This is a genomic window from Cytobacillus sp. FSL W8-0315, assembly GCF_038002905.1.
Lineage (GTDB): Bacteria > Bacillota > Bacilli > Bacillales > Cytobacillaceae > Cytobacillus > Cytobacillus pseudoceanisediminis.
Window position 1 is genome coordinate 433,189 of record NZ_JBBOOC010000001.1, and the last position, 21,749, is coordinate 454,937.

A 21,749-nucleotide genomic window follows, 5' to 3' on the forward strand; every position below is an offset into this window, starting at 1 on the left:
GGAAGCCTCCATTAATATTTTCCAGCCTATTGCTGGATTTACTTCATTAGGAACCTATAATACTATACTTGTGATTTCTCATTTTCAGGAAAATCTCCAAGTGTTCTTTTAAGAATCCGACATAACGGTCGACCTCTTCTATCGTAGAGTAGGGAGAGATCGAGAAAAATTTATGTGCGTACACCGGCAGCTGCTTGTTTGAGTCTGCCGCTTCCACAAGTCGCTGCTTTTTTGTATTTCCAAAAAAGACAGTATTTCGTTCAGCACCAATTACCTCTGCAAACTCGTCATTAAATTGATTAATTTCCATTATTTCTTCCACAGGTAAATGTCCGTTCAATTCATTATCCCATTCAGTCTTTTCAGGGTAAAAGCGGAATGTTGTAATAGGAGAAATTTCATTCGTTACTGCCACATTCGAAACTTCTCTTGTTAACATCTCTCTAAATGCAATATTGACACGGATATAATTGGCCAAAAGCTCTTGATAGCCTTCCATTCCAAATGCTAATAACGATGCATAAATCGCCAAAGCACTTCCCATCCGCGAGCATTCCAGTGTGAAGCCTGTATGATAGCTGCCATACCCACGATTCCCAACATAAGGCGTTTCCGCTGCATCTAAGTCTACATACTTAAGATATTCTCTGTTTTTAATTAAAAATAAACTTGTGATATATGGGGTTTGTCCAAGCTTATGGAAATCAAAGACCATACTATCTGCAAGCTTTATCTGTTTGAACTTATGCTGATAGGATCTTAAAACCTTCTTAACATTGTCTTCAAATCTCAGAGGGTTGCTTTCAAAATCGTAATGGTTAAAGAAGGTATACATGCCGCCCATGGCCGAATCTGCATGGATATAGATCGGAAATACGCCATGGGTGCGTTCCAAGTCTTCTGCTATCCGCTTAATCCCCTCAATGTCATCAACCCCAAATGTATCAGTCGTTCCCATTGTGGCAAGTACATAAAGAGGAACACCGCCTTTGGCAATAACAAGCGCCATTTTCTCTTTTAAATCGTCGAGATTCATAGAATGATCAGCATTCGCTTTTATCCGAATCATGTTTTTCACGCCAATCCCTGCAGCTTCTACAGACTTATACAGACTATAGTGTGATAGCTCTGAACAGAAGCAATAGAGATTTTGCGGTACACCATTTTCATTTGAAGACGGAGCGTACCGTGCAATGGCAAGTCGCAAAGAATTAAAAACAGCGCCTTGTCCTCCCCAGGTTGTATACCCTGCACTAATGCTCTCATCGTATCCGATTAATTTGGATAGCATACTGGTTATTTCGATTTCTGCTGCAGCCGCAGCCGGTCCTTCCACATCCCAAAGATTGTTCCCATTGACCAGGACCATTACTAAGTTCCCGATCATACTGGCTATATTCGGAAGGGGCGCTGCGTTGGCTACATAATTTCGATTGACGTAGCGGTGTCCTTCTGCCAATTTAAGAAGCTCCTGAATCACTTGTTCTATCGGCACACCCTTTTTCGGAACATCGGCCTTTTCAATGATACGATTATAGTAATCCTCTGAGTACTCGGGCATTATTCCCAGTGTTAGTTTGTTGGGATCCTTTAACTCATCTATTTTCGTTAAGATCGTCTTAAAGTAAGACAATAATTCCTCTCTTTGGAGTTCATTCCCATCCATACTGGGAAATAACTTTTGTATTTCCTTCATCCTGTACCTCCTGGATGCTTTTTCTTGAAGCAGTTTTATCTAAAGATCCAATAAAAAAGTCCACACAGGTGGACAAATCAGTGCCTAATTAAGCCTTTTGGCAACCTTGCTGCCATAAAAATATTCCCTATTAAACAGAAGGAATACTGTAATATTTATTGATCCTTTCTTTTATAAGGACTAATTCGGGCATCAAAGGGAAGCTTCCCACAGGCTGCATTTACCTGAAAGAAGCACCTTTATATTAATCAGCCAGCAAAGCAACGATCTTTATACTGCTGCACTGAGCTTTTTATCAGCAATTTGACCATGAGCTGCCTCTGTTTCAGCACCATGATTCCATACAAATATTAACTTGTTTACATCATCTGTTAGCTCTACAAGATTCTTTGCTACCTGGACAAGTTTTTGCATTGCAGTCAGTTCATCATCACTAATTTCGATTAGCTCCTCAAACATTTCAACAGATTCCCGTGAGATTGAGGCAATCTCAACAATTGTTGCCATGATCTGCTGCGAAGCAGAAGATAATTCCTGTGTACTCGCAGAAGAGTTTTCATTATTTTCAGCAATAATTTTTGTAGTAGCCAGAATTTGTTTGAACATGGACCCAACTTCTACAAGGGTGGTATTTGTATCTTTCAATTCCTCTGTTCCCTGCTGCATGGAGTTCACGACTATCCCAGTTTCCTCCTGTATATTCTTTACAATGTTTGATACTTCAGAGGAAGACTGCCGTGATTGTTCGGCCAATTTTCGAACCTCATCAGCAACGACTGCAAATCCTTTGCCATGCTCTCCCGCACGGGCCGCTTCTATGGCCGCATTCAATGCCAATAAATTAATTTGTTCTGAAATCCCTGTAATCACTTTTACAATCGTGCCGATTTCATGAGATTTTTCTCCGAGTTTATTTATGGCATCAAATGTTATATTTACCGTTTGATTAAACTGATTCATTTTATCTAAGGAATCCTTTAGCTTCTCGTTTCCTTCCTGCGTCAGTTCTAAGGTAGTATTCGATTGTTCTGAAATCTGAAGGGATCTCACGGATAGATCTTCGATAGCCTGTGTCATTTCCTCCATAGATGCAGCACTTTCTTCTGTTGCTGCCAATTGTTTCGTCAACCCTCTGCCTACCTCATCAATTGCCGCTCTAACAATATCCGCTTTTTCAGAAGCATATTCACCGACTTCAGTAAGATTTTCACCTTTTTCATGAACATCTTTTGAATAGGAAAAAAACTTTTCCCTTACAAGGCCGAAATAGTCGATTAGCCCATTAAATACAGCATGTTTAGAGCTTCGTTCATCAACCTTCGCTGCAATTTTACCTGCTGATAATTCTTCCATTCCATTTATTATTTCCTTATGAATATGGAGATGGTGTTTTAATGAAAAGTATCGATAGGCAAAAAACACCGATACTCCCATTAAAATAATATTGATGCCTAGCATAATCGCTTCCATTATAATAAATCCCCTAACATCTATTTAATTAAATTAGACTTTATATGTAATTTAAAGCTCTTTTATTAGGATATATGTTCCATCTGCTACATTTGCAGGAATACCACTCAGCTTATTATTATCCTGATATTTATGGACAATATAATTTCCTTCAGTATCTTTATATTTTTTCATATTATGATATTTTTCCATGACCCGTATTGATTTAGGGTTGGTTGCTTCACCTAAAACAGCCTTTAATCCTTGGGATGATGCTTTTGCGATTAATCTATTTCCTAGCTGCTGAATAATTTCATGACGATTATGTTCAGCTATTACGCCTAACATGAAAAGGTGTAATAGTTCTCCATCCTTGATTTCATGTCCATTCTGTTTTTTATAATCTTCCATAAAACGTTTATCTACATCTTCCAAAACACGGAGAATTACATTCATATCATAAAAAGAACCTTCAAATATGTCTTCTCCGATTATCTCAGGTGCATTTGTATCTCCCGCAAGTACACCGACAACTTTATGATTAGCATCCTTTGCAACTGCGCAATATCCCTGTTCAATCGTAGAGTCTAAATAATCCTTGGTAAATTGATAGAAATCCTCATAGCCTATATTCAATTGTCCTACCATTGGCTCCTGAACCCATTTCCCTGCAACCTCCACTCCTATGAATGTTCGAGCCAGACAATCAGCTGCTTTCACAATTAATTCTGGCTGATCCTTCTTTATAATTTCGTATGTATATAGCTCTAGTGTTGTTTGCACTTCTTTACTCCCTTTCAAATGTAAAATAATGATCCCCTAATCATTGTCACGAACATTAGATGCCATGAGGCACTTTATCAACAAACGTACCTGAGAACTCAATTCTCTCAAGTGCATTCCTGATTTGCACCTGCGCAATTTTAGATGACGGTTTTACTACAAGAATATCCTTAAATCCCAATGAAGAATAAAATTGCATTGTCTGTTCAAGCTGTGGAACCACCTTTGATGGGACAGGTGTTTGATGGGTCCCGTCTACAACAAATGTATAACTTTGCCTTGATACCTTACTAATCGTATCCTGTAAATCTATCATATAACCTTCCGCATCCTCCTCTCTCATTAACCCATGAACCTGTACATGAACTTCCTTTGCGGCCTCATTAATGGCCATTTTGTATTTTTTCTTATCTACAACTATCATCGCTGATCTCCTTTGCCTGTATTCTCCATCATTTTTGCAGCTATTTAAAAGGTGTCCAAAAAAAAAGACTATCCCCAAATAGACAGGGATAGCCAAATAAACGTTCTTTATTATCCTTGGCAACCCGACTGTCATTACCCTGGAGGATTTTAGACTCGTAGCTTTGCGTCCTTACCTTTCGATAAGTTTGCCTTTTCAATTTTATTGAATATAGGACTAATTTCACGATTATATTTTACTATACTATTATAAAGAACTTGCCATTTTTTGTCGATACTTGTAATTTTTATTTCTGCATCCAATTTTATCTGGAAGAGTATGTCCCCATGTTAAAGAAATAAAAAAGGCTTCCCATAAGTTTAGTCAACTTATGAGAGGCCTCAATTAAATACCTTTATGTTAACAAAATATCAGCATTCTACATTCACCTCGCCAGCGCAAATTCGGCCGGTAAAAATCAACTTCATGCTTCTCAAATCTCCAGCCAAATTTAATTAACGTATCCCTTTTCAAAAAAGCGAAAATAAAAGAAATAATTTATAGAGCTGATGTATTTTGTTATTCTAGTAAATATGCATATTGGGCAGCTTAGGAGTGGATTTAACTGTGAACAAAAAAGACATCGCACAGATTCGGAAACAATTTAAATTAAATAATGACTTACTAAAGATCTCAGATATTTTTAATGTCTATATTATGAAGGAATCAAGTGAGATTTATCATTATGAAAGCCAGCCCTTTGAAATGCTGGACCAGGATCAGCAGGAGCTATTTATGGATAACTTCAAAAAGCTGCTTGGCGGCCAATTGGATGAAAAGCTCTTTGAATTAAAGTTTCAGAGGGATGCCGAAAACAGCAGTCAACTCATCCTGCATCAGGGATTGCTAAGCAGTGATGCTGAAGGCTGGATGGATCAAATGCTTCAGATAGTCGGCAAAATGCTGGGAATCCGGCAATATGAAAAGGATATTGTCGTTACATTCATTCGCGGGGAGTATCTTAAGCCAATGAAACGCCGCAACGCAGAAGCCGAGGAAAGTGAACGGGATGCCGTTTATTCTCATCCCTTTATTCTCTGCAGCATAAATAACACTCAAGAACCGAAGAAAGAATTGCTTTTTGACTATGTAGAAAAGGAATTTAAATATCATTTTACCGTTGATCCGATTATCAACCTCAAGGCTCCCATTTCAGGGTTTCTATTTCCTTGCTTTACCGATCATGCAGCTGATGTCAATCACGTCTTGTATTCAGCAGGCAAGGTACATGAGCCCGACTACCAGTTCATAGTGGACGTTTTAAACGGGGAAGAAACGATGACGGCGCAGGATGATAAAATCGTTTTTGAGGAAATTATTAAAGACGTAACAGGAGATCAGCTAAGCACAGCAACCCTTTCCAACGTATATGAAGAGATTAACCGTATGATCGTGGAAAACGAAGAGGATGAACCGCCGAAGCTGGATTCCAAAGACGTAGAACGCGTTTTAAAAGTGAGTGGTCTCGAAGATATTAATTCAGAAAAGGTCCAATCCGCTTATCAAAAAATCATCGATGATGACAAATATGAAATAAAGGCAACCAGCGTCCTGCCCAAATTTAATTCAAAATCAATAAAAATCAGCACGAAGGCAGCCAACATATCCATCTGCCCGCAAGATCTTCGATATGTAAAACAAGTCCATTTTGACGGCAAGCGCTATCTGATGATCGAAGTGGAAGAAGATACTGTGATTGAAGGCTTCACGATGATTCCCGAAACTTTTGGCGGGGGTTCGGACAAAGAATAAATAAAAAAAGGAATTCCCGAATAGGAATTCCTTTTTTGTTTGTTATAAACAGTTTTGGGAACAGCAGGACAAGAAAACCTGTACCTATGTCCTGGTGGATGATGCTTTAAAACGTTGGGTTCAACGCTTTAAATTACATCATGCCGCCCATTCCGCCCATGCCGCCCATATCAGGCATTGCAGGAGCAGCGTTTTCTTCCGGCTTGTCAGCAACTACTGCTTCAGTAGTTAAGAACATAGCTGCAACAGATCCAGCGTTTTGAAGAGCTGAACGAGTTACTTTAGTTGGGTCAACGATACCAGCTTCGATCATGTTTACCCACTCGCCAGTAGCAGCGTTGAAGCCAGTTCCAACTGCTTCGCGCTTTAAGCGGTCAACAATGATAGAACCTTCTAGACCGGCATTGTGAGCAATTGTGCGTACAGGCTCTTCCATCGCACGCAATACGATGTTAACACCAGTTGCTTCATCGCCTTCAGCCTGGATAGCAGCCACTTTATTGTATACGTTTAGAAGGGCAACACCACCACCGGAAACGATGCCTTCTTCTACAGCAGCACGTGTAGAGTTAAGGGCGTCTTCGATGCGAAGCTTGCGCTCTTTTAATTCAGTTTCAGTAGCAGCACCAACTTTAACAACTGCAACACCACCAGCAAGTTTAGCAAGGCGCTCTTGTAATTTTTCGCGGTCAAATTCAGAAGTTGTTTCTTCCATTTGAGTGCGGATCTGGTTCACACGTCCGCCGATTTGCGCGCTGTCTCCAGCACCCTCAACGATTGTAGTGTTTTCTTTTGTAACAACTACTTTAGTAGCGCGTCCTAAAGAGTCGATTGTAGCAGACTTAAGGTCACGGCCTAACTCTTCAGTGATTACTTCACCGCCAGTCAGGATCGCGATATCTTCAAGCATAGCTTTGCGGCGGTCACCGAAGCCAGGAGCTTTTACTGCTACCGCGTTGAAAGTTCCGCGAAGCTTATTCACAACTAGTGTAGCAAGTGCTTCACCTTCAACATCTTCAGCTACAAGCAATAAAGGCTTGCCTTGCTGTACAACTTGCTCAAGTACAGGAAGGATTTCCTGGATGCTTGTGATCTTCTTATCAGTGATTAAGATATAAGGGTTTTCAAGAACCGCTTCCATCTTATCAGAATCTGTAACCATGTATGGAGAAGCATATCCGCGGTCGAATTGCATACCTTCAACCACATCAAGCTCAGTTGTGAATCCTTTAGATTCTTCGATTGTGATAACACCATCGTTGCCAACGCGCTCCATTGCTTCAGCGATCAGCTGGCCAACTTCATTGTCAGCAGCAGAGATTGCAGCAACCTGAGCAATAGATTCCTTATTTTCGATTGGCTTAGAAATAGCTTTTAATTCTTCTACAGCTGTAACAACTGCTTTTTCGATTCCTTTGCGGATGCCCATTGGGTTAGCGCCTGCAGTTACGTTCTTAAGGCCTTCACGGATCATTGCCTGAGCAAGAACAGTTGCAGTTGTTGTACCGTCACCGGCAACATCATTTGTTTTACTTGCTACTTCAGCAACAAGCTTCGCACCCATGTTTTCGAATGCATCTTCAAGCTCGATTTCTTTCGCAATTGTCACACCATCATTGGTGATAAGTGGAGAACCGAATTTCTTCTCAAGAACCACGTTGCGTCCTTTAGGTCCAAGAGTTACTTTTACCGCATTTGCAAGGGAATCCACACCGCGAAGCATCGCGCGGCGAGCTTCTTCACTAAATTTAATCTCTTTAGCCATTGATAAAAACCTCCTCAAAAATTTTAGCTTTATTCTTTAATAATCTTCGTCTGATCGGCGATTAGCCAATTACAGCAAGAATGTCATTTTCGCGTAAAATTAAATACTCTTTGCCTTCGTACTTCACTTCAGTACCAGCATATTTTGAGAAGATGATACGATCGCCGTCAGCAACTTCAAGGGCAACACGCTCACCATTTTCAAGAACGCGGCCAGTTCCTACAGCTACAACTTTACCTTCTTGAGGCTTTTCTTTAGCAGTGTCCGGCAGTACGATGCCGCTTGCAGTTTTTTCTTCAGTTTCAACAAGCTCGATAATAATTCGATCACCTAGTGGCTTTAACAAGTGAAACAACCTCCTCAAATAATATGTAAATATTTTTATTTATTAGCACTCTCTCTGTATGAGTGCTAACACAATTATTATATTAATGAATCTCATTTCTATTTGCAAGGGTGAAGCTTAAATTTTTTAGAAAAAATTTCATTCGCCCATACACGCTATTTTTCGACACAGACAACCTCTTAAGTATGCTTCGGAACTCTTCACTTTACCCATAGTATTTTCCTGCTTTGATGCTGATATTTGAAACCCGCTCCTTATTAAGAGTACAATGGCTTTAGGACTTGTTTTCCAACACTCAGAATAAGGAGTATAACATTTTGAAGAAGGAATATTGGTTTATATTAATAGCTTATATTGCCATGCAGCTGTCCAGTTTGTTTGGCGTTCCGCTTGTGTTATTTATTGCAGATGCCCTTGGACAGAACCCCGAAAACATGCAGATCCTGGCTGTAGCCTACTGGCTTGTCATCAGTTTTACGGTTACACTGATCATTACGCTTCTATTATTAAGAAAAGAGATGAAAAAAGGCCTGGATAGGGATGCATCTTCCGCAGCAAGCTCAGCGGGCTGGGCAGTTGGGGGTATATTTTTGGCCCTGATCGCTCAAGCTACTGCTGCCAGCATTGAAAATATGATTGGGATTGAAATGGGATCTGAGAATACGCAGCAGATTATCCGGATTATTGAAGCATCGCCAATCGTTATCTTAATTAGTTCGGTCATTGGGCCAATACTTGAGGAGATTGTCTTTAGAAAAGTTATTTTCGGTTCTCTCCATAAGCGCTTCAACTTCTTCTTATCGGCCCTGATCAGCTCAGTCATTTTTGCACTTGCCCATTTCGAGCCTGAACATGTACTGCTGTACTCGGCAATGGGGTTCACCTTTGCTTTCTTATATGTCAAAACGAAGCGGATTATTGTGCCGATTTTTGCCCATGTGGCGATGAACACCTTTGTTGCGGTTATCCAGCTGAATCAGGATAATATGCAAAAATGGTTAGAAGAAATGGAAAAAATGCAGAGCTTTATCAGCTTTTTCTAGCATAGGGAAATGCTTTGCAGAGTTTTAAACTTACTGGGGGATTTTGATGAGAAGCACACCTTTGTTTTCAGGCTTTATTTACATCCTTCTCGGATGCCTTTTCACTTTTATAGCCATACAGAATATCCAGCATGAAGAAACCTGGGGATTCTTTACTTATTTTCTGATTATAATTGCCACATTCGATTTTGGCACCGGACTGCGGATGGTTGGCCTGCATTTTAAAATGAAAAATAAAATGAAAAAATGAGCCCCCAAAAGGCTCATTTTTTTACATTTCTTCCGGATAGTTTTTCAGAAAATAAACCAGTGACTGCAATTCTACTGCCAGATCGATATGGTGAATCCGAATCGAGGCTGGCACAGTGAGCCTCGCAGGTGTAAAATTAAGGATTCCTTTTATTTTCGCATTCACCATCCGATCGGTAATAGCCTGGGCAGGCGGTGCCGGCACCGTTAAAATCGCCACCTGAATATTATTATTTATAATAACTTCTTCAAGGTCATCCATATGATGGACCGGTACATCACCGATTTTCGTGCCAACCTTACTCTCATCAACATCAAAGGCTACTTCTATTTTGGTATTATTATTTTTAAGAAAATTATAGTTAAGAAAGGCTGTTCCTAAATTCCCTACCCCGATCAAAGCTACTTTAGTCAGCTCATCCTGGTCAAGAGTCTTCCGAAAGAAGCCCAGCAGGTAATTCACATTATATCCATATCCTTTTTTTCCTAACGCACCAAAGTACGAAAAATCGCGGCGGATTGTTGCAGAATCTACCTTTACCGCCTCACTCAATTCTGCTGAAGAGACTCTTTGTTTGCCTGATGAGTGAAGGTTTTTTAGAAAGCGGTAGTATAAAGGCAGCCGTTTAGCTGTTGCCTGCGGTATCTTAATTGGTTCATTGGCCATTCGTCCATCCCCATTTCTTATGATGAATTAATTTCTTTTAAAATCTCCGTTTTTTCCGCCTGTTTTCTCTATTAAAAAGGTTGGCCCAATCACCATTCCTTTATCTACAGCCTTGCACATGTCATAAACGGTCAGCGCACAGACAGAAGCGGCTGTTAACGCTTCCATTTCCACACCCGTATTTCCCTTCGTTTTTACAGAAGCAGTAATGATCAGGACATACTCTTCCTCTTCCGCCTTCCATGAAAATGAAATGTCCACGCCCTTAAGCGGCAGCGGATGGCACATCGGAATAATGTCCCATGTTTTCTTGCTCGCCATAATGCCTGCAGTTTGTGCAACAGCGAGTACATCCCCTTTTTTCATAGAGTTGGATGTTATCTTTTCGTATATCTCCTGATTAAGAGTAATACTTGATTGAGCAATGGCTGTTCTTGCCGTTTCAGGTTTATCGCTGACATCCACCATTTTTGCCCTGCCCTCTTGATTAAAATGAGTAAAATCCGCCATTCAAAACACCTCTCTTCAAAATCATACACTATTTTTCTGTTACTTTGTATGTGCTTTGTATTGTTCCTCACATATTTATTTGCCTTTTGTCTTGATTGAATGCCCTGCAGAAGGGATTATAGTCCTGTCTCCTTTATTGCCGAACATATATGAATGAGTTACACTTACTCTATACCCGAGGTGAAAGAACATGATACTATTACAAGTCAATCAGCTGGCGAAAAATTTTGGCGCTGATCCCATTTTAACCAATATAAAGCTTGAAGTACAAACCAGGGACAGGATTGCGCTAGTAGGGCGCAATGGTGCAGGAAAGTCCACCCTTTTGAAAATTATTGCCGGACAAATGACATATGACTCCGGTGAGATTATAAAGCCAAAGGAAGTAACAATTGGCTATCTTGCACAAAATACCGGCCTGGAATCAGAGTTATCCATTTGGGATGAAATGCTGACTGTTTTTAGTCATCTGCAGAAGCAGGAAAAACAGCTTCGCAGCCTTGAAGAACAAATGGCAGACCCTGATATCCTAAATAACTCTGATGCCTATGAACGCATCTTAAAAGAATACGACAAGCTTCAGGTTGATTTCAAAGAAAATGGCGGCTATCAATATGAGGCAGATATCCGTTCCATTCTCCACGGACTCAACTTCAGCTCAATGGGCTATGACACTAAAATTTCATCATTGAGCGGCGGACAGCGTACCAGATTGGCCCTTGGTAAACTTTTGCTGACAAAGCCTGATATCTTAATACTGGACGAGCCTACCAACCACCTGGATATTGAAACATTATCATGGCTCGAACAGTACCTGCAGGGATACAACGGTGCCATTCTAATCGTATCCCATGACCGATATTTCCTTGATAAGGTCGTTTCCCAGGTTTACGAGATTTCCCGCCGCCAAATAAGAAAGTACCCAGGAAACTACAGTTCCTATCTCGATCAAAAAGCGGCTAACTTTGAAAGAGAAATGAAGCAATTCGAGAAACAGCAGGAAGAGATCGCTAAGCTGCAGGATTTTATCCAGCGAAATCTTGCCCGTGCTTCCACAACCAAAAGGGCACAAAGCCGCAGAAAGCAGCTTGCCAGAATGGACGTGATGGACAGGCCGCTGGGAGACGAGAAATCAGCTTCTTTTGGCTTTGACATTGAACGGCAATCAGGCAATGAGGTTTTAAATATTCATTCTCTTGCTATTGGCTATGAAGAGATAGTGAGCGAGAATATTTCACTGCGACTGGCAAGAGGTGACAGCATTGCACTGGTGGGGCCCAATGGAATTGGCAAATCCACCTTGCTCAAAACCATCATCAAAAAGATCTCTTCTTTTTCCGGGGAGATACAGTACGGTTCCAATGTGACAATTGGCTACTATGACCAGGAACAGGCGGAACTCACCAGCAATAAAAGAGTCCTGAACGAATTATGGGATGAATACCCGCTAAAACCGGAAAAGGAAATCCGGACAATACTTGGGAACTTTCTTTTCTCTGGTGATGATGTTCTTAAAACTGTTTCAACACTGAGCGGCGGTGAAAAGGCACGTCTTGCGCTTGCGAAGCTTATGATGCAGAAAGCCAATTTCTTAATCCTCGACGAGCCTACAAACCATTTGGATCTGGATAGCAAAGAAATTCTTGAAAATGCATTGATCGATTATCCTGGAACGATTCTCTTTGTATCTCATGACCGATATTTTATCAACAGAATCACAACAAAGGTAGTTGAACTTTCCAGTATTGGGGCAACAGAGTATCTCGGCGATTATGATTATTATGTGGAAAAAAAGCAGGAACAAGAGGAACTGCTTGCACTTAATGAGCAAGATGAATCCACGGCATCACAGCCTGTTAAGCAGGACAAAAATAATTATCAGCAGGATAAAGAAGCCAAAAAGCTCGAACGCCAACGAAAAAGAAGAATGGAAGAAATTGAAGAGCAAATAGAAGGATTGGAGAAAGTAATCGATATGAATGACCAGCTTCTCTGTGATCCGAATGTTTATCAAGACCATGAAAAAGTGATGGGTATCACAAATGAAACTGATCAAGCAAAAGCTAAGCTGGAAGAATTGATGGAAGAATGGACACTTTTAGCTGATGATTAATAAAAGAAAATTCATAACTTTTAGACTGGTAGAATAGTCACTGCCAGTCTTTTCTATTATCCACAGAGATAATCACAAGAAAAACGCAGTTATATATACTCTCCACAGACTTTTCCACATTATCCACAATTTAAACTGTTTTTATCCACATTACCAACATAATATTCTGAAATAAATGATTTTATCCACAGAAAAAGCCCCCTATGCGGTCGGGGACTTTTTCCTAATTTATTTATCATTGTGGATAGTGATGTCCAAACCGGGATTGGCATTTAAATCAAGTCCGGCGAATTGTCCTTTTTCAAACAGCACACTTCCTGCTGCACCAATCATCGCTGCATTATCTGTGCATAATGTTAATGGCGGAATAATAAGCTTTATCTCCGCTTTGTCCCCAAACCTCTTTTCCAAAGAAGCTCGAAGTCCTTTATTCGCCGCAACTCCGCCTGCGAGCAGCAGCTGCTTCACCTGATATTCTTCAACAGCTCTTTCTGTTTTCGTTACTAAGACATCAATGACACTTTCCTGGAAGCTTGCAGCAAGATCTTCCGGCACAATGGTCTCACCACGCTGCTCAGCATTGTGAACAGTGTTGATAACGGCAGACTTTAAGCCGCTGAAGCTAAAATCGTATGAACCTTCTTCCAGCCATGCTCTCGGAAGCTGAATGGTCGGGTTCCCTTCATGAGCGAGTCTGTCAATGTGAGGACCGCCTGGATATGGCAGATTTAATGTCCGGGCAACTTTATCATATGCCTCTCCTGCAGCATCATCCCTTGTCTCTCCAATCACTTGGAAATGGCCATGCTCCTTCATATAGACAAGCTCTGTATGACCGCCTGAGACTACCAGGGACAGTAATGGAAATTCCATTTCTTCAACCAATCGATTGGCATAAATATGTCCAGCAATATGATGCACGCCTACAAGAGGGATACCATGAGCAAAAGCAACTGCTTTAGCGGCATTAACCCCGATCAGCAGCGCGCCTACAAGGCCAGGTCCTTCAGTCACAGCAATTGCTGAAAGATCTGAATATGTAATGCCTGCCTTATATAATGCTTCTTCCAACACTATAGTTATCTGTTCAACATGATGGCGGGAAGCGATTTCCGGAACTACTCCCCCAAAACGTTTATGGCTTTCTATTTGGGATGCAACTATATTGGCTGAGATTTCACGGCCATTCTTAATGATGGCAACAGCCGTCTCATCACAGCTTGTTTCAATCCCCATGATCCATTGATCTTTATTCATTATAAATTCACCCACATTACTAAAGCATCTTCTTGATTATCAGTGTAGTAGTTCTTCCTTATGGCTCCATTTTGAAAACCAAGCTTTCGGTACAAGGCCTGAGCTGTGAAGTTAGATACCCTTACTTCCAGAGTCATCGTGATGGCCCCCATTTCAGACGCAATCTCCATTAACTTTCGCATAAGAGCTTCTCCAAGCTTTCTCCCGCGATATTCAGGGAGCAGCGCAACATTTGTGATATGAGCTTCGTCCACTACGATCCATGCTCCACAGTAGCCTATAACTTTATTTTCTTCTTCTAAAACAACATACAATGCAAACTGATTTTGTGTTAATTCGTTAAAAAAGGCTTCCCTGCTCCAGGGTGTTGCAAAGGACTTATGTTCTATTTCCAAAACATCATCAATATCCTCTTCATTCATAAAACGGAAAGTTAAGGATTTATTCATACGTTCGCTTCCTCATCACTATAGCTTTTTTTCTTGGTTTGCTTTTATCCAATTGGCTTCAGCTTCCGCAATCCTAATATAATTAGGAACAAAAGAGTGAACTTCCTCAGGCTCTCTGTCTCTGCCTAACAAGGCAAGTTCTGCCGGCCTTGGATTATGTTCTGCAGGCGAAGCGTACACCGCCAGGTCTCTAAGGGATTCTGTAAATACCTCTTTATGTAAAGGCAGATCATTCCCTATAAAAAGGACCTTCTCTTGCTGCTCAGAAAGCATTGCTGCCCAATCTTTTGCAAGAAGGAGCTGGTCTTTCATAAGAGATGCTAACTGCCCTTCCTTATATTGATACAGGCCAGTATATATTTGTCCTCTCCGTGCATCAAACAAAGGAGATATGACGCCATTAAAGTATCTGCCTGCCGAAGCCGCATAAATTTCCAGGCTGGATACCCCAACCAGCGGCTTATTTAAAGTCCAGGCCAGAGTTTTTGCAATTGTAACCCCAATTCGGACGCCTGTATAGGAGCCAGGTCCTTTCGCAACAACAATTTTATCTAACTCAGCTGGCGTAACACCACAATCTTTCATTAAGATATCAATAGCCGGCATAACACGAACAGAGTGATTCTTTTTGACATTGGTAATGTACTCGCCTATAACCTGATCACCATCCAGAAGAGCTACTCCCAAAGGGTAATTGGATGTATCTATGGCTAAAACCTTCATAACATAATCTCCTTACACAATTCCTCATATCTTTTTCCCCGGGGTTCCAGGACAAGCTTTCTTGAGTCATTATCATCAAGATATAAATAAATCGTCAATAACTCTTCGGGAAGCTGTTCTTTAACTAGATGAGCCCATTCTACAACTGTGACCCCATTGCCTTCAAAGTATTCATCAAACCCCAAATCCTCAAAAGAATCTTCAACTCTATATACATCCATATGATACAGGGGCAATCTTCCTTGGTATTCTTTAATAATCGTAAAAGTGGGGCTATTTACATTACGGGTAATATTAAGTCCTTTTGCCAGCCCCTTGGTGAATGTCGTTTTTCCTGCGCCCAAATCTCCTTCCAGAGCAAGGACATCCCCCGGCTGGAGCAGACTGCCCAGCCTTTCCGAAAACGCCATCGTATCCTCTGGCTTCTTTGAGATAAACTCAAACTGACTCATATGTTTCATCACCTTTTATGGTTTAATCTATAAAGAAAAAAAACCTTAGGATAAATCCTAAGGAGAATAATCTATATGTAGTTTACCTTATTTTGCAGCAATGGGCAAAGTAAGCTATTTTCATTATTAATGGAATATAAGCTGAGGATAAAAAAGAATAAAAAAAAGACGAAACCAGGTTTCGTTTGACGTTTTTAATATTAGAAAATGGCGGTCCGGACGGGACTCGAACCCGCGACCTCCTGCGTGACAGGCAGGCATTCTAACCAACTGAACTACCGGACCAGATTGCGGGGGCAGGATTTGAACCTGCGACCTTCGGGTTATGAGCCCGACGAGCTACCGAACTGCTCCACCCCGCGATAATATTATTTGTGTGATTTTTCGTCACAATTTGTTTTTCCGCCCGGCAGCGTCCTACTCTCACAAGGGGACAGCCCCTAACTACCATCGGCGCTGAGAAGCTTAACTTCCGTGTTCGGTATGGGAACGGGTGTGACCTTCTCGCTATCGCCACCGGACTATGTAATTGAAGAAACTTCGTTCCCTCAAAACTAGATAATGCATGAAGAAGCATTTGCCGAGTATTCACCAATGACTTGTCTAGCTTCGGCTCCTAACTTCTCGGCCGTTTCGATCCGTCCCTCCAAATCCCAAAACCAGGATTTGAATGGCCGGCTCTCCAACGTCTCTCGAAGTTGAACAGTCGCCTCCGCTTTTCGTTTTGGTTAAGTCCTCGATCGATTAGTATCAGTCAGCTCCACATGTCGCCACGCTTCCACCTCTGACCTATCAACCTGATCATCTTTCAGGGATCTTACTAGCTTGACGCTATGGGAAATCTCATCTCGAGGGGGGCTTCATGCTTAGATGCTTTCAGCACTTATCCCTTCCGCACATAGCTACCCAGCGATGCCTTTGGCAAGACAACTGGTACACCAGCGGTGCGTCCATCCCGGTCCTCTCGTACTAAGGACAGCTCCTCTCAAATTTCCTGCGCCCACGACGGATAGGGACCGAACTGTCTCACGACGTTCTGAACCCAGCTCGCGTACCGCTTTAATGGGCGAACAGCCCAACCCTTGGGACCGACTACAGCCCCAGGATGCGATGAGCCGACATCGAGGTGCCAAACCTCCCCGTCGATGTGGACTCTTGGGGGAGATAAGCCTGTTATCCCCGGGGTAGCTTTTATCCGTTGAGCGATGGCCCTTCCATGCGGAACCACCGGATCACTAAGCCCGACTTTCGTCCCTGCTCGACTTGTAGGTCTCGCAGTCAAGCTCCCTTGTGCCTTTACACTCTGCGAATGATTTCCAACCATTCTGAGGGAACCTTTGGGCGCCTCCGTTACTTTTTAGGAGGCGACCGCCCCAGTCAAACTGCCCACCTGACACTGTCTCCCGCCCCGATAAGGGGCGCGGGTTAGAATTTCAATACAGCCAGGGTAGTATCCCACCGACGCCTCCACCGAAGCTGGCGCTCCGGCTTCTCAGGCTCCTACCTATCCTGTACAAGCTGTACCAAAATTCAATATCAGGCTACAGTAAAGCTCCACGGGGTCTTTCCGTCCTGTCGCGGGTAACCTGCATCTTCACAGGTACTATAATTTCACCGAGTCTCTCGTTGAGACAGTGCCCAGATCGTTACGCCTTTCGTGCGGGTCGGAACTTACCCGACAAGGAATTTCGCTACCTTAGGACCGTTATAGTTACGGCCGCCGTTTACTGGGGCTTCGATTCAAAGCTTCGCTTGCGCTAACCTCTCCTCTTAACCTTCCAGCACCGGGCAGGCGTCAGCCCCTATACTTCGCCTTGCGGCTTCGCAGAGACCTGTGTTTTTGCTAAACAGTCGCCTGGGCCTATTCACTGCGGCTCATCAGGGCTATTCACCCTAATGAGCACCCCTTCTCCCGAAGTTACGGGGTCATTTTGCCGAGTTCCTTAACGAGAGTTCTCTCGCTCACCTTAGGATTCTCTCCTCGCCTACCTGTGTCGGTTTGCGGTACGGGCACCTTTTCCCTCGCTAGAGGCTTTTCTTGGCAGTGTGGAATCAGGAACTTCGGTACTAAATTTCCCTCGCCGTCACAGCTCAGCCTATGTGGTAACGGGATTTGCCTCGTTACCGGCCTAACTGCTTGGACACGCTAATCCAGCAGCGTGCTTACCCTATCCTCCTGCGTCCCCCCATTGCTCAAACGGTAAAGAGGTGGTACAGGAATATCAACCTGTTGTCCATCGCCTACGCTTTTCAGCCTCGGCTTAGGTCCCGACTAACCCTGAGCGGACGAGCCTTCCTCAGGAAACCTTAGGCATTCGGTGGATGGGATTCTCACCCATCTTTCGCTACTCATACCGGCATTCTCACTTCTAAGCGCTCCACCAGTCCTTGCGGTCTGGCTTCAACGCCCTTAGAACGCTCTCCTACCACTGACATCGGAAGATGTCAATCCACAGCTTCGGTGACACGTTTAGCCCCGGTACATTTTCGGCGCGGAGTCACTCGACCAGTGAGCTATTACGCACTCTTTAAATGGTGGCTGCTTCTAAGCCAACATCCTGGTTGTCTAAGCAACTCCACATCCTTTTCCACTTAACGTATACTTTGGGACCTTAGCTGGTGGTCTGGGCTGTTTCCCTCTTGACTACGGATCTTATCACTCGCAGTCTGACTCCCATGGATAAGTCTTTGGCATTCGGAGTTTGTCTGAATTCGGTAACCCGATGGGGGCCCCTAGTCCAAACAGTGCTCTACCTCCAAGACTCTTACTACATGAGGCTAGCCCTAAAGCTATTTCGGAGAGAACCAGCTATCTCCAAGTTCGATTGGAATTTCTCCGCTACCCACACCTCATCCCCGCACTTTTCAACGTGCGTGGGTTCGGGCCTCCATCCAGTGTTACCTGGACTTCACCCTGGACATGGGTAGATCACCTGGTTTCGGGTCTACGACCACATACTCATTCGCCCTATTCAGACTCGCTTTCGCTGCGGCTCCGTCTCATCAACTTAACCTCGCATGTAATCGTAACTCGCCGGTTCATTCTACAAAAGGCACGCTATCACCCATTAACGGGCTCTAACTACTTGTAGGCACACGGTTTCAGGATCTCTTTCACTCCCCTTCCGGGGTGCTTTTCACCTTTCCCTCACGGTACTGGTTCACTATCGGTCACTAGGGAGTATTTAGCCTTGGGAGATGGTCCTCCCTGCTTCCGACGGGATTTCTCGTGTCCCGCCGTACTCAGGATCCACTCTGGAGGGAACGAAGTTTCAACTACAGGGCTTTTACCTTCTCTGGCCGGCCTTTCCAGACCTGTTCATTTACCTCGTTCCTTTGTAACTCCGTGTAGAGTGTCCTACAACCCCAAGAGGCAAGCCTCTTGGTTTGGGCTAATCCCGTTTCGCTCGCCGCTACTCAGGGAATCGCGTTTGCTTTCTCTTCCTCCGGGTACTTAGATGTTTCAGTTCCCCGGGTCTGCCTTCTATACCCTATGTATTCAGGTAAAGATCCTATCCCATTACGGATAGGGGGTTTCCCCATTCGGAAATCTCCGGATCAAAGCTTACTTACAGCTCCCCGAAGCATATCGGTGTTAGTACCGTCCTTCATCGGCTCCTAGTGCCAAGGCATTCACCGTGCGCCCTTTCTAACTTAACCTACTTCGGCCAATGATAAGCGGCGAATCTCTGCGTCAGCTCCGTCACTGTGCTCCTCACGTACTCTCGTACGCTCCGGTGCTCGTTCGGTCGCTTCCTTGATCTTCTTGCTTCTCATTGCCCTCATGGTTTGTGCTCTTACTTCGTTTTAAAACAAAAATAAGAGAAAAAAACTAAGATGGCGATTACTCGGTTATTGCTTCTTCATTAACATTATCTAGTTTTCAAAGAACGAATCTTTCATTGAGAGATTGAACTCTCAAAACTGAACGAACAAAACACGTCACGTTTCATGTAAATATCCTTAGAAAGGAGGTGATCCAGCCGCACCTTCCGATACGGCTACCTTGTTACGACTTCACCCCAATCATCTGTCCCACCTTAGGCGGCTGGCTCCAAAAGGTTACCCCACCGACTTCGGGTGTTACAAACTCTCGTGGTGTGACGGGCGGTGTGTACAAGGCCCGGGAACGTATTCACCGCGGCATGCTGATCCGCGATTACTAGCGATTCCGGCTTCATGCAGGCGAGTTGCAGCCTGCAATCCGAACTGAGAATGGTTTTATGGGATTCGCTTAACCTCGCGGTCTCGCAGCCCTTTGTACCATCCATTGTAGCACGTGTGTAGCCCAGGTCATAAGGGGCATGATGATTTGACGTCATCCCCACCTTCCTCCGGTTTGTCACCGGCAGTCACCTTAGAGTGCCCAACTGAATGCTGGCAACTAAGATCAAGGGTTGCGCTCGTTGCGGGACTTAACCCAACATCTCACGACACGAGCTGACGACAACCATGCACCACCTGTCATCCTGTCCCCCGAAGGGGAACGCCCTATCTCTAGGGTTGTCAGGAGATGTCAAGACCTGGTAAGGTTCTTCGCGTTGCTTCGAATTAAACCACATGCTCCACCGCTTGTGCGGGCCCCCGTCAATTCCTTTGAGTTTCAGCCTTGCGGCCGTACTCCCCAGGCGGAGTGCTTAATGCGTTTGCTGCAGCACTAAAGGGCGGAAACCCTCTAACACTTAGCACTCATCGTTTACGGCGTGGACTACCAGGGTATCTAATCCTGTTTGCTCCCCACGCTTTCGCGCCTCAGCGTCAGTTACAGACCAAAGAGTCGCCTTCGCCACTGGTGTTCCTCCACATCTCTACGCATTTCACCGCTACACGTGGAATTCCACTCTTCTCTTCTGCACTCAAGTTCCCCAGTTTCCAATGACCCTCCCCGGTTGAGCCGGGGGCTTTCACATCAGACTTAAGGAACCGCCTGCGCGCGCTTTACGCCCAATAATTCCGGACAACGCTTGCCACCTACGTATTACCGCGGCTGCTGGCACGTAGTTAGCCGTGGCTTTCTGGTTAGGTACCGTCAAGGTACCGGCAGTTACTCCGGTACTTGTTCTTCCCTAACAACAGAGTTTTACGATCCGAAAACCTTCATCACTCACGCGGCGTTGCTCCGTCAGACTTTCGTCCATTGCGGAAGATTCCCTACTGCTGCCTCCCGTAGGAGTCTGGGCCGTGTCTCAGTCCCAGTGTGGCCGATCACCCTCTCAGGTCGGCTACGCATCGTTGCCTTGGTGAGCCGTTACCTCACCAACTAGCTAATGCGCCGCGGGCCCATCTGTAAGTGATAGCCGAAACCATCTTTCAGCTTTCCCTCATGTGAGGGAAAGAATTATCCGGTATTAGCCCCGGTTTCCCGGAGTTATCCCAGTCTTACAGGCAGGTTGCCCACGTGTTACTCACCCGTCCGCCGCTGACTTCAGGGAGCAAGCTCCCATCTGTCCGCTCGACTTGCATGTATTAGGCACGCCGCCAGCGTTCGTCCTGAGCCAGGATCAAACTCTCCATATAAGAGTTGATTAAGCTCATAAATTGTCTTTTCAAAAAAGACTAAAGAATTAACGTTGACGTTTTTGTTCGTTCAGTTTTCAAAGATCAATCAAGCAACTATATTAGAATAACATCTTACAAATAATTCGTCAACACTTTTTTTAAGCTTTATTGAAGAAATTATTTGCTATATATATCTAATATTAAAATCCTACTGGGATAGTAATGAAAATTATTCCAGTATGTAAGGATTAAAAAAGACAAAGAGATAGACTCTCTGTCTTCGCCCGGCAGCGTCCTACTCTCACAAGGGGACAGCCCCTAACTACCATCGGCGCTGAGAAGCTTAACTTCCGTGTTCGGTATGGGAACGGGTGTGACCTTCTCGCTATCGCCACCGGACTATGTAATTGAAGAAACTTCGTTCCCTCAAAACTAGATAATGCATGAAGAAGCATTTGCCGAGTATTCACCAATGACTTGTCTAGCTTCGGCTCCTAACTTCTCGGCCGTTTCGATCCGTCCCTCCAAATCCC

The 21,749-nt window shown here is 43.6% G+C and carries 17 protein-coding genes, 2 tRNA genes, 4 rRNA genes and 1 riboswitch; of the genes, 4 read left to right on the forward strand and 19 right to left on the reverse strand.

The features are described from left to right. Window positions 1-46: 46 nt before the first annotated feature. The 4 genes from MKY20_RS02340 to MKY20_RS02355 form a co-directional block, all read right to left on the reverse strand. A complete protein-coding gene (locus tag MKY20_RS02340; protein ID WP_251175689.1) occupies window positions 47-1,696 on the reverse strand; it encodes a pyridoxal phosphate-dependent decarboxylase family protein in 1,650 nt (549 codons plus the stop codon). Window positions 1,697-1,966: 270 nt separating this feature from the next. Then, window positions 1,967-3,166: a methyl-accepting chemotaxis protein gene (locus MKY20_RS02345; protein ID WP_009336215.1), complete on the reverse strand. Its 1,200-nt coding sequence runs from the start codon at window positions 3,164-3,166 to the stop codon at window positions 1,967-1,969. A 51-nt stretch (window positions 3,167-3,217) separates the two neighbouring features. Further along, complete coding sequence (locus MKY20_RS02350; protein WP_009336217.1) at window positions 3,218-3,928, reverse strand: hypothetical protein; 711 nt, start codon at window positions 3,926-3,928, stop codon at window positions 3,218-3,220. 55 nt (window positions 3,929-3,983) lie between these two features. Then, a complete protein-coding gene (locus MKY20_RS02355; protein WP_009336220.1) occupies window positions 3,984-4,352 on the reverse strand; it encodes a hypothetical protein in 369 nt (122 codons plus the stop codon). A gap of 115 nt (window positions 4,353-4,467) precedes the next feature. Beyond that, window positions 4,468-4,554, reverse strand: a riboswitch (cyclic di-GMP riboswitch). Between the two features lie 404 nt (window positions 4,555-4,958). Here MKY20_RS02355 and MKY20_RS02360 point away from each other — a divergent pair. Continuing rightward, window positions 4,959-6,143 carry a DUF4317 domain-containing protein gene (locus tag MKY20_RS02360; RefSeq protein WP_009336221.1) on the forward strand — a complete coding sequence of 395 codons (1,185 nt, stop codon included), beginning with the start codon at window positions 4,959-4,961 and terminating at the stop codon, window positions 6,141-6,143. A gap of 133 nt (window positions 6,144-6,276) precedes the next feature. Here the strand turns inward: MKY20_RS02360 and groL are convergent, their stop codons facing one another. Both groL and groES read right to left on the reverse strand, forming a co-directional pair. Next, window positions 6,277-7,908, reverse strand: a complete 1,632-nt coding sequence (gene groL, locus MKY20_RS02365) for a chaperonin GroEL (protein WP_009336288.1) — start codon at window positions 7,906-7,908, stop codon at window positions 6,277-6,279. Window positions 7,909-7,969: 61 nt separating this feature from the next. Then, window positions 7,970-8,254, reverse strand: coding sequence for a co-chaperone GroES (gene groES / locus MKY20_RS02370; RefSeq protein WP_009336289.1), 285 nt, complete (start codon window positions 8,252-8,254; stop codon window positions 7,970-7,972). Window positions 8,255-8,571: 317 nt separating this feature from the next. Here groES and MKY20_RS02375 point away from each other — a divergent pair, with 317 nt between their 5' ends. Beyond that, a complete protein-coding gene (locus tag MKY20_RS02375) occupies window positions 8,572-9,297 on the forward strand; it encodes a CPBP family intramembrane glutamic endopeptidase (RefSeq protein WP_009336290.1) in 726 nt (241 codons plus the stop codon). A 46-nt stretch (window positions 9,298-9,343) separates the two neighbouring features. Next, the gene (locus MKY20_RS02380; RefSeq protein WP_019382369.1) at window positions 9,344-9,547 is read left to right on the forward strand and encodes a YdiK family protein; all 204 of its coding nucleotides are present in this window, start codon (window positions 9,344-9,346) and stop codon (window positions 9,545-9,547) included. A 21-nt stretch (window positions 9,548-9,568) separates the two neighbouring features. Here MKY20_RS02380 and MKY20_RS02385 read toward each other — a convergent pair whose 3' ends face one another. Continuing rightward, window positions 9,569-10,213 (reverse strand): redox-sensing transcriptional repressor Rex, encoded by a 645-nt coding sequence (locus tag MKY20_RS02385; RefSeq protein ID WP_019382368.1) that lies wholly within the window; start codon window positions 10,211-10,213, stop codon window positions 9,569-9,571. A 27-nt stretch (window positions 10,214-10,240) separates the two neighbouring features. Further along, window positions 10,241-10,723: a cyclic pyranopterin monophosphate synthase MoaC gene (gene moaC, locus MKY20_RS02390; protein ID WP_019382367.1), complete on the reverse strand. Its 483-nt coding sequence runs from the start codon at window positions 10,721-10,723 to the stop codon at window positions 10,241-10,243. A 190-nt stretch (window positions 10,724-10,913) separates the two neighbouring features. Here moaC and MKY20_RS02395 point away from each other — a divergent pair, with 190 nt between their 5' ends. Next, window positions 10,914-12,836: an ABC-F family ATP-binding cassette domain-containing protein gene (locus tag MKY20_RS02395; protein WP_251175690.1), complete on the forward strand. Its 1,923-nt coding sequence runs from the start codon at window positions 10,914-10,916 to the stop codon at window positions 12,834-12,836. 228 nt (window positions 12,837-13,064) lie between these two features. Here MKY20_RS02395 and tsaD read toward each other — a convergent pair whose 3' ends face one another. The 11 genes from tsaD to rrf (MKY20_RS02450) form a co-directional block, all read right to left on the reverse strand. After that, window positions 13,065-14,093 (reverse strand): tRNA (adenosine(37)-N6)-threonylcarbamoyltransferase complex transferase subunit TsaD, encoded by a 1,029-nt coding sequence (gene tsaD / locus MKY20_RS02400; protein ID WP_009336295.1) that lies wholly within the window; start codon window positions 14,091-14,093, stop codon window positions 13,065-13,067. Beyond that, window positions 14,093-14,542, reverse strand: coding sequence for a ribosomal protein S18-alanine N-acetyltransferase (gene rimI, locus MKY20_RS02405; protein ID WP_009336296.1), 450 nt, complete (start codon window positions 14,540-14,542; stop codon window positions 14,093-14,095). The genes tsaD and rimI overlap by 1 nt, the downstream gene beginning before the upstream one ends. Window positions 14,543-14,560: 18 nt before the next feature. Beyond that, window positions 14,561-15,265 carry a tRNA (adenosine(37)-N6)-threonylcarbamoyltransferase complex dimerization subunit type 1 TsaB gene (gene tsaB / locus MKY20_RS02410; RefSeq protein WP_009336297.1) on the reverse strand — a complete coding sequence of 235 codons (705 nt, stop codon included), beginning with the start codon at window positions 15,263-15,265 and terminating at the stop codon, window positions 14,561-14,563. Beyond that, window positions 15,262-15,717: a tRNA (adenosine(37)-N6)-threonylcarbamoyltransferase complex ATPase subunit type 1 TsaE gene (gene tsaE / locus MKY20_RS02415; RefSeq protein WP_009336298.1), complete on the reverse strand. Its 456-nt coding sequence runs from the start codon at window positions 15,715-15,717 to the stop codon at window positions 15,262-15,264. The genes tsaB and tsaE overlap by 4 nt, the downstream gene beginning before the upstream one ends. A 208-nt stretch (window positions 15,718-15,925) precedes the next feature. After that, a tRNA-Asp gene (locus tag MKY20_RS02420) sits at window positions 15,926-16,002 on the reverse strand. A gap of 3 nt (window positions 16,003-16,005) precedes the next feature. Continuing rightward, window positions 16,006-16,079 (reverse strand) — tRNA-Met (locus tag MKY20_RS02425). Between the two features lie 42 nt (window positions 16,080-16,121). After that, window positions 16,122-16,238, reverse strand: a 5S ribosomal RNA gene (gene rrf / locus MKY20_RS02430). A 203-nt stretch (window positions 16,239-16,441) separates the two neighbouring features. Then, window positions 16,442-19,377: ribosomal RNA gene (locus MKY20_RS02435) — 23S ribosomal RNA — on the reverse strand. Then, window positions 19,372-19,503, reverse strand: a complete 132-nt coding sequence (locus MKY20_RS02440; RefSeq protein WP_258760818.1) for a hypothetical protein — start codon at window positions 19,501-19,503, stop codon at window positions 19,372-19,374. The genes MKY20_RS02435 and MKY20_RS02440 overlap by 6 nt, the downstream gene beginning before the upstream one ends. Window positions 19,504-19,684: 181 nt before the next feature. After that, window positions 19,685-21,234 (reverse strand): 16S ribosomal RNA (locus tag MKY20_RS02445). A gap of 264 nt (window positions 21,235-21,498) precedes the next feature. Next, a 5S ribosomal RNA gene (rrf, locus tag MKY20_RS02450) occupies window positions 21,499-21,615 on the reverse strand. The 16S, 23S and 5S rRNA genes sit together here with 2 tRNA genes alongside, the layout of an rRNA operon. Between the last annotated feature and the right edge of the window lie 134 nt (window positions 21,616-21,749).

What these genes read in the sequence shown, in the direction of transcription:
- MKY20_RS02345 (WP_009336215.1), bottom strand. Translation starts at nt 3,166, where the DNA reads ATGGAAGCGATTATGCTAGGCATCAATATTATTTTAATGGGAGTATCG.
- tsaB (WP_009336297.1), bottom strand. Translation starts at nt 15,265, where the DNA reads ATGAAGGTTTTAGCCATAGATACATCCAATTACCCTTTGGGAGTAGCT.
- MKY20_RS02395 (WP_251175690.1), top strand. Translation starts at nt 10,914, where the DNA reads ATGATACTATTACAAGTCAATCAGCTGGCGAAAAATTTTGGCGCTGAT.
- MKY20_RS02380 (WP_019382369.1), top strand. Translation starts at nt 9,344, where the DNA reads ATGAGAAGCACACCTTTGTTTTCAGGCTTTATTTACATCCTTCTCGGA.
- tsaE (WP_009336298.1), bottom strand. Translation starts at nt 15,717, where the DNA reads ATGAGTCAGTTTGAGTTTATCTCAAAGAAGCCAGAGGATACGATGGCG.
- moaC (WP_019382367.1), bottom strand. Translation starts at nt 10,723, where the DNA reads ATGGCGGATTTTACTCATTTTAATCAAGAGGGCAGGGCAAAAATGGTG.
- groL (WP_009336288.1), bottom strand. Translation starts at nt 7,908, where the DNA reads ATGGCTAAAGAGATTAAATTTAGTGAAGAAGCTCGCCGCGCGATGCTT.
- MKY20_RS02355 (WP_009336220.1), bottom strand. Translation starts at nt 4,352, where the DNA reads ATGATAGTTGTAGATAAGAAAAAATACAAAATGGCCATTAATGAGGCC.
- MKY20_RS02340 (WP_251175689.1), bottom strand. Translation starts at nt 1,696, where the DNA reads ATGAAGGAAATACAAAAGTTATTTCCCAGTATGGATGGGAATGAACTC.
- rimI (WP_009336296.1), bottom strand. Translation starts at nt 14,542, where the DNA reads ATGAATAAATCCTTAACTTTCCGTTTTATGAATGAAGAGGATATTGAT.
- MKY20_RS02385 (WP_019382368.1), bottom strand. Translation starts at nt 10,213, where the DNA reads ATGGCCAATGAACCAATTAAGATACCGCAGGCAACAGCTAAACGGCTG.
- MKY20_RS02440 (WP_258760818.1), bottom strand. Translation starts at nt 19,503, where the DNA reads ATGAGGGCAATGAGAAGCAAGAAGATCAAGGAAGCGACCGAACGAGCA.
- tsaD (WP_009336295.1), bottom strand. Translation starts at nt 14,093, where the DNA reads ATGAATAAAGATCAATGGATCATGGGGATTGAAACAAGCTGTGATGAG.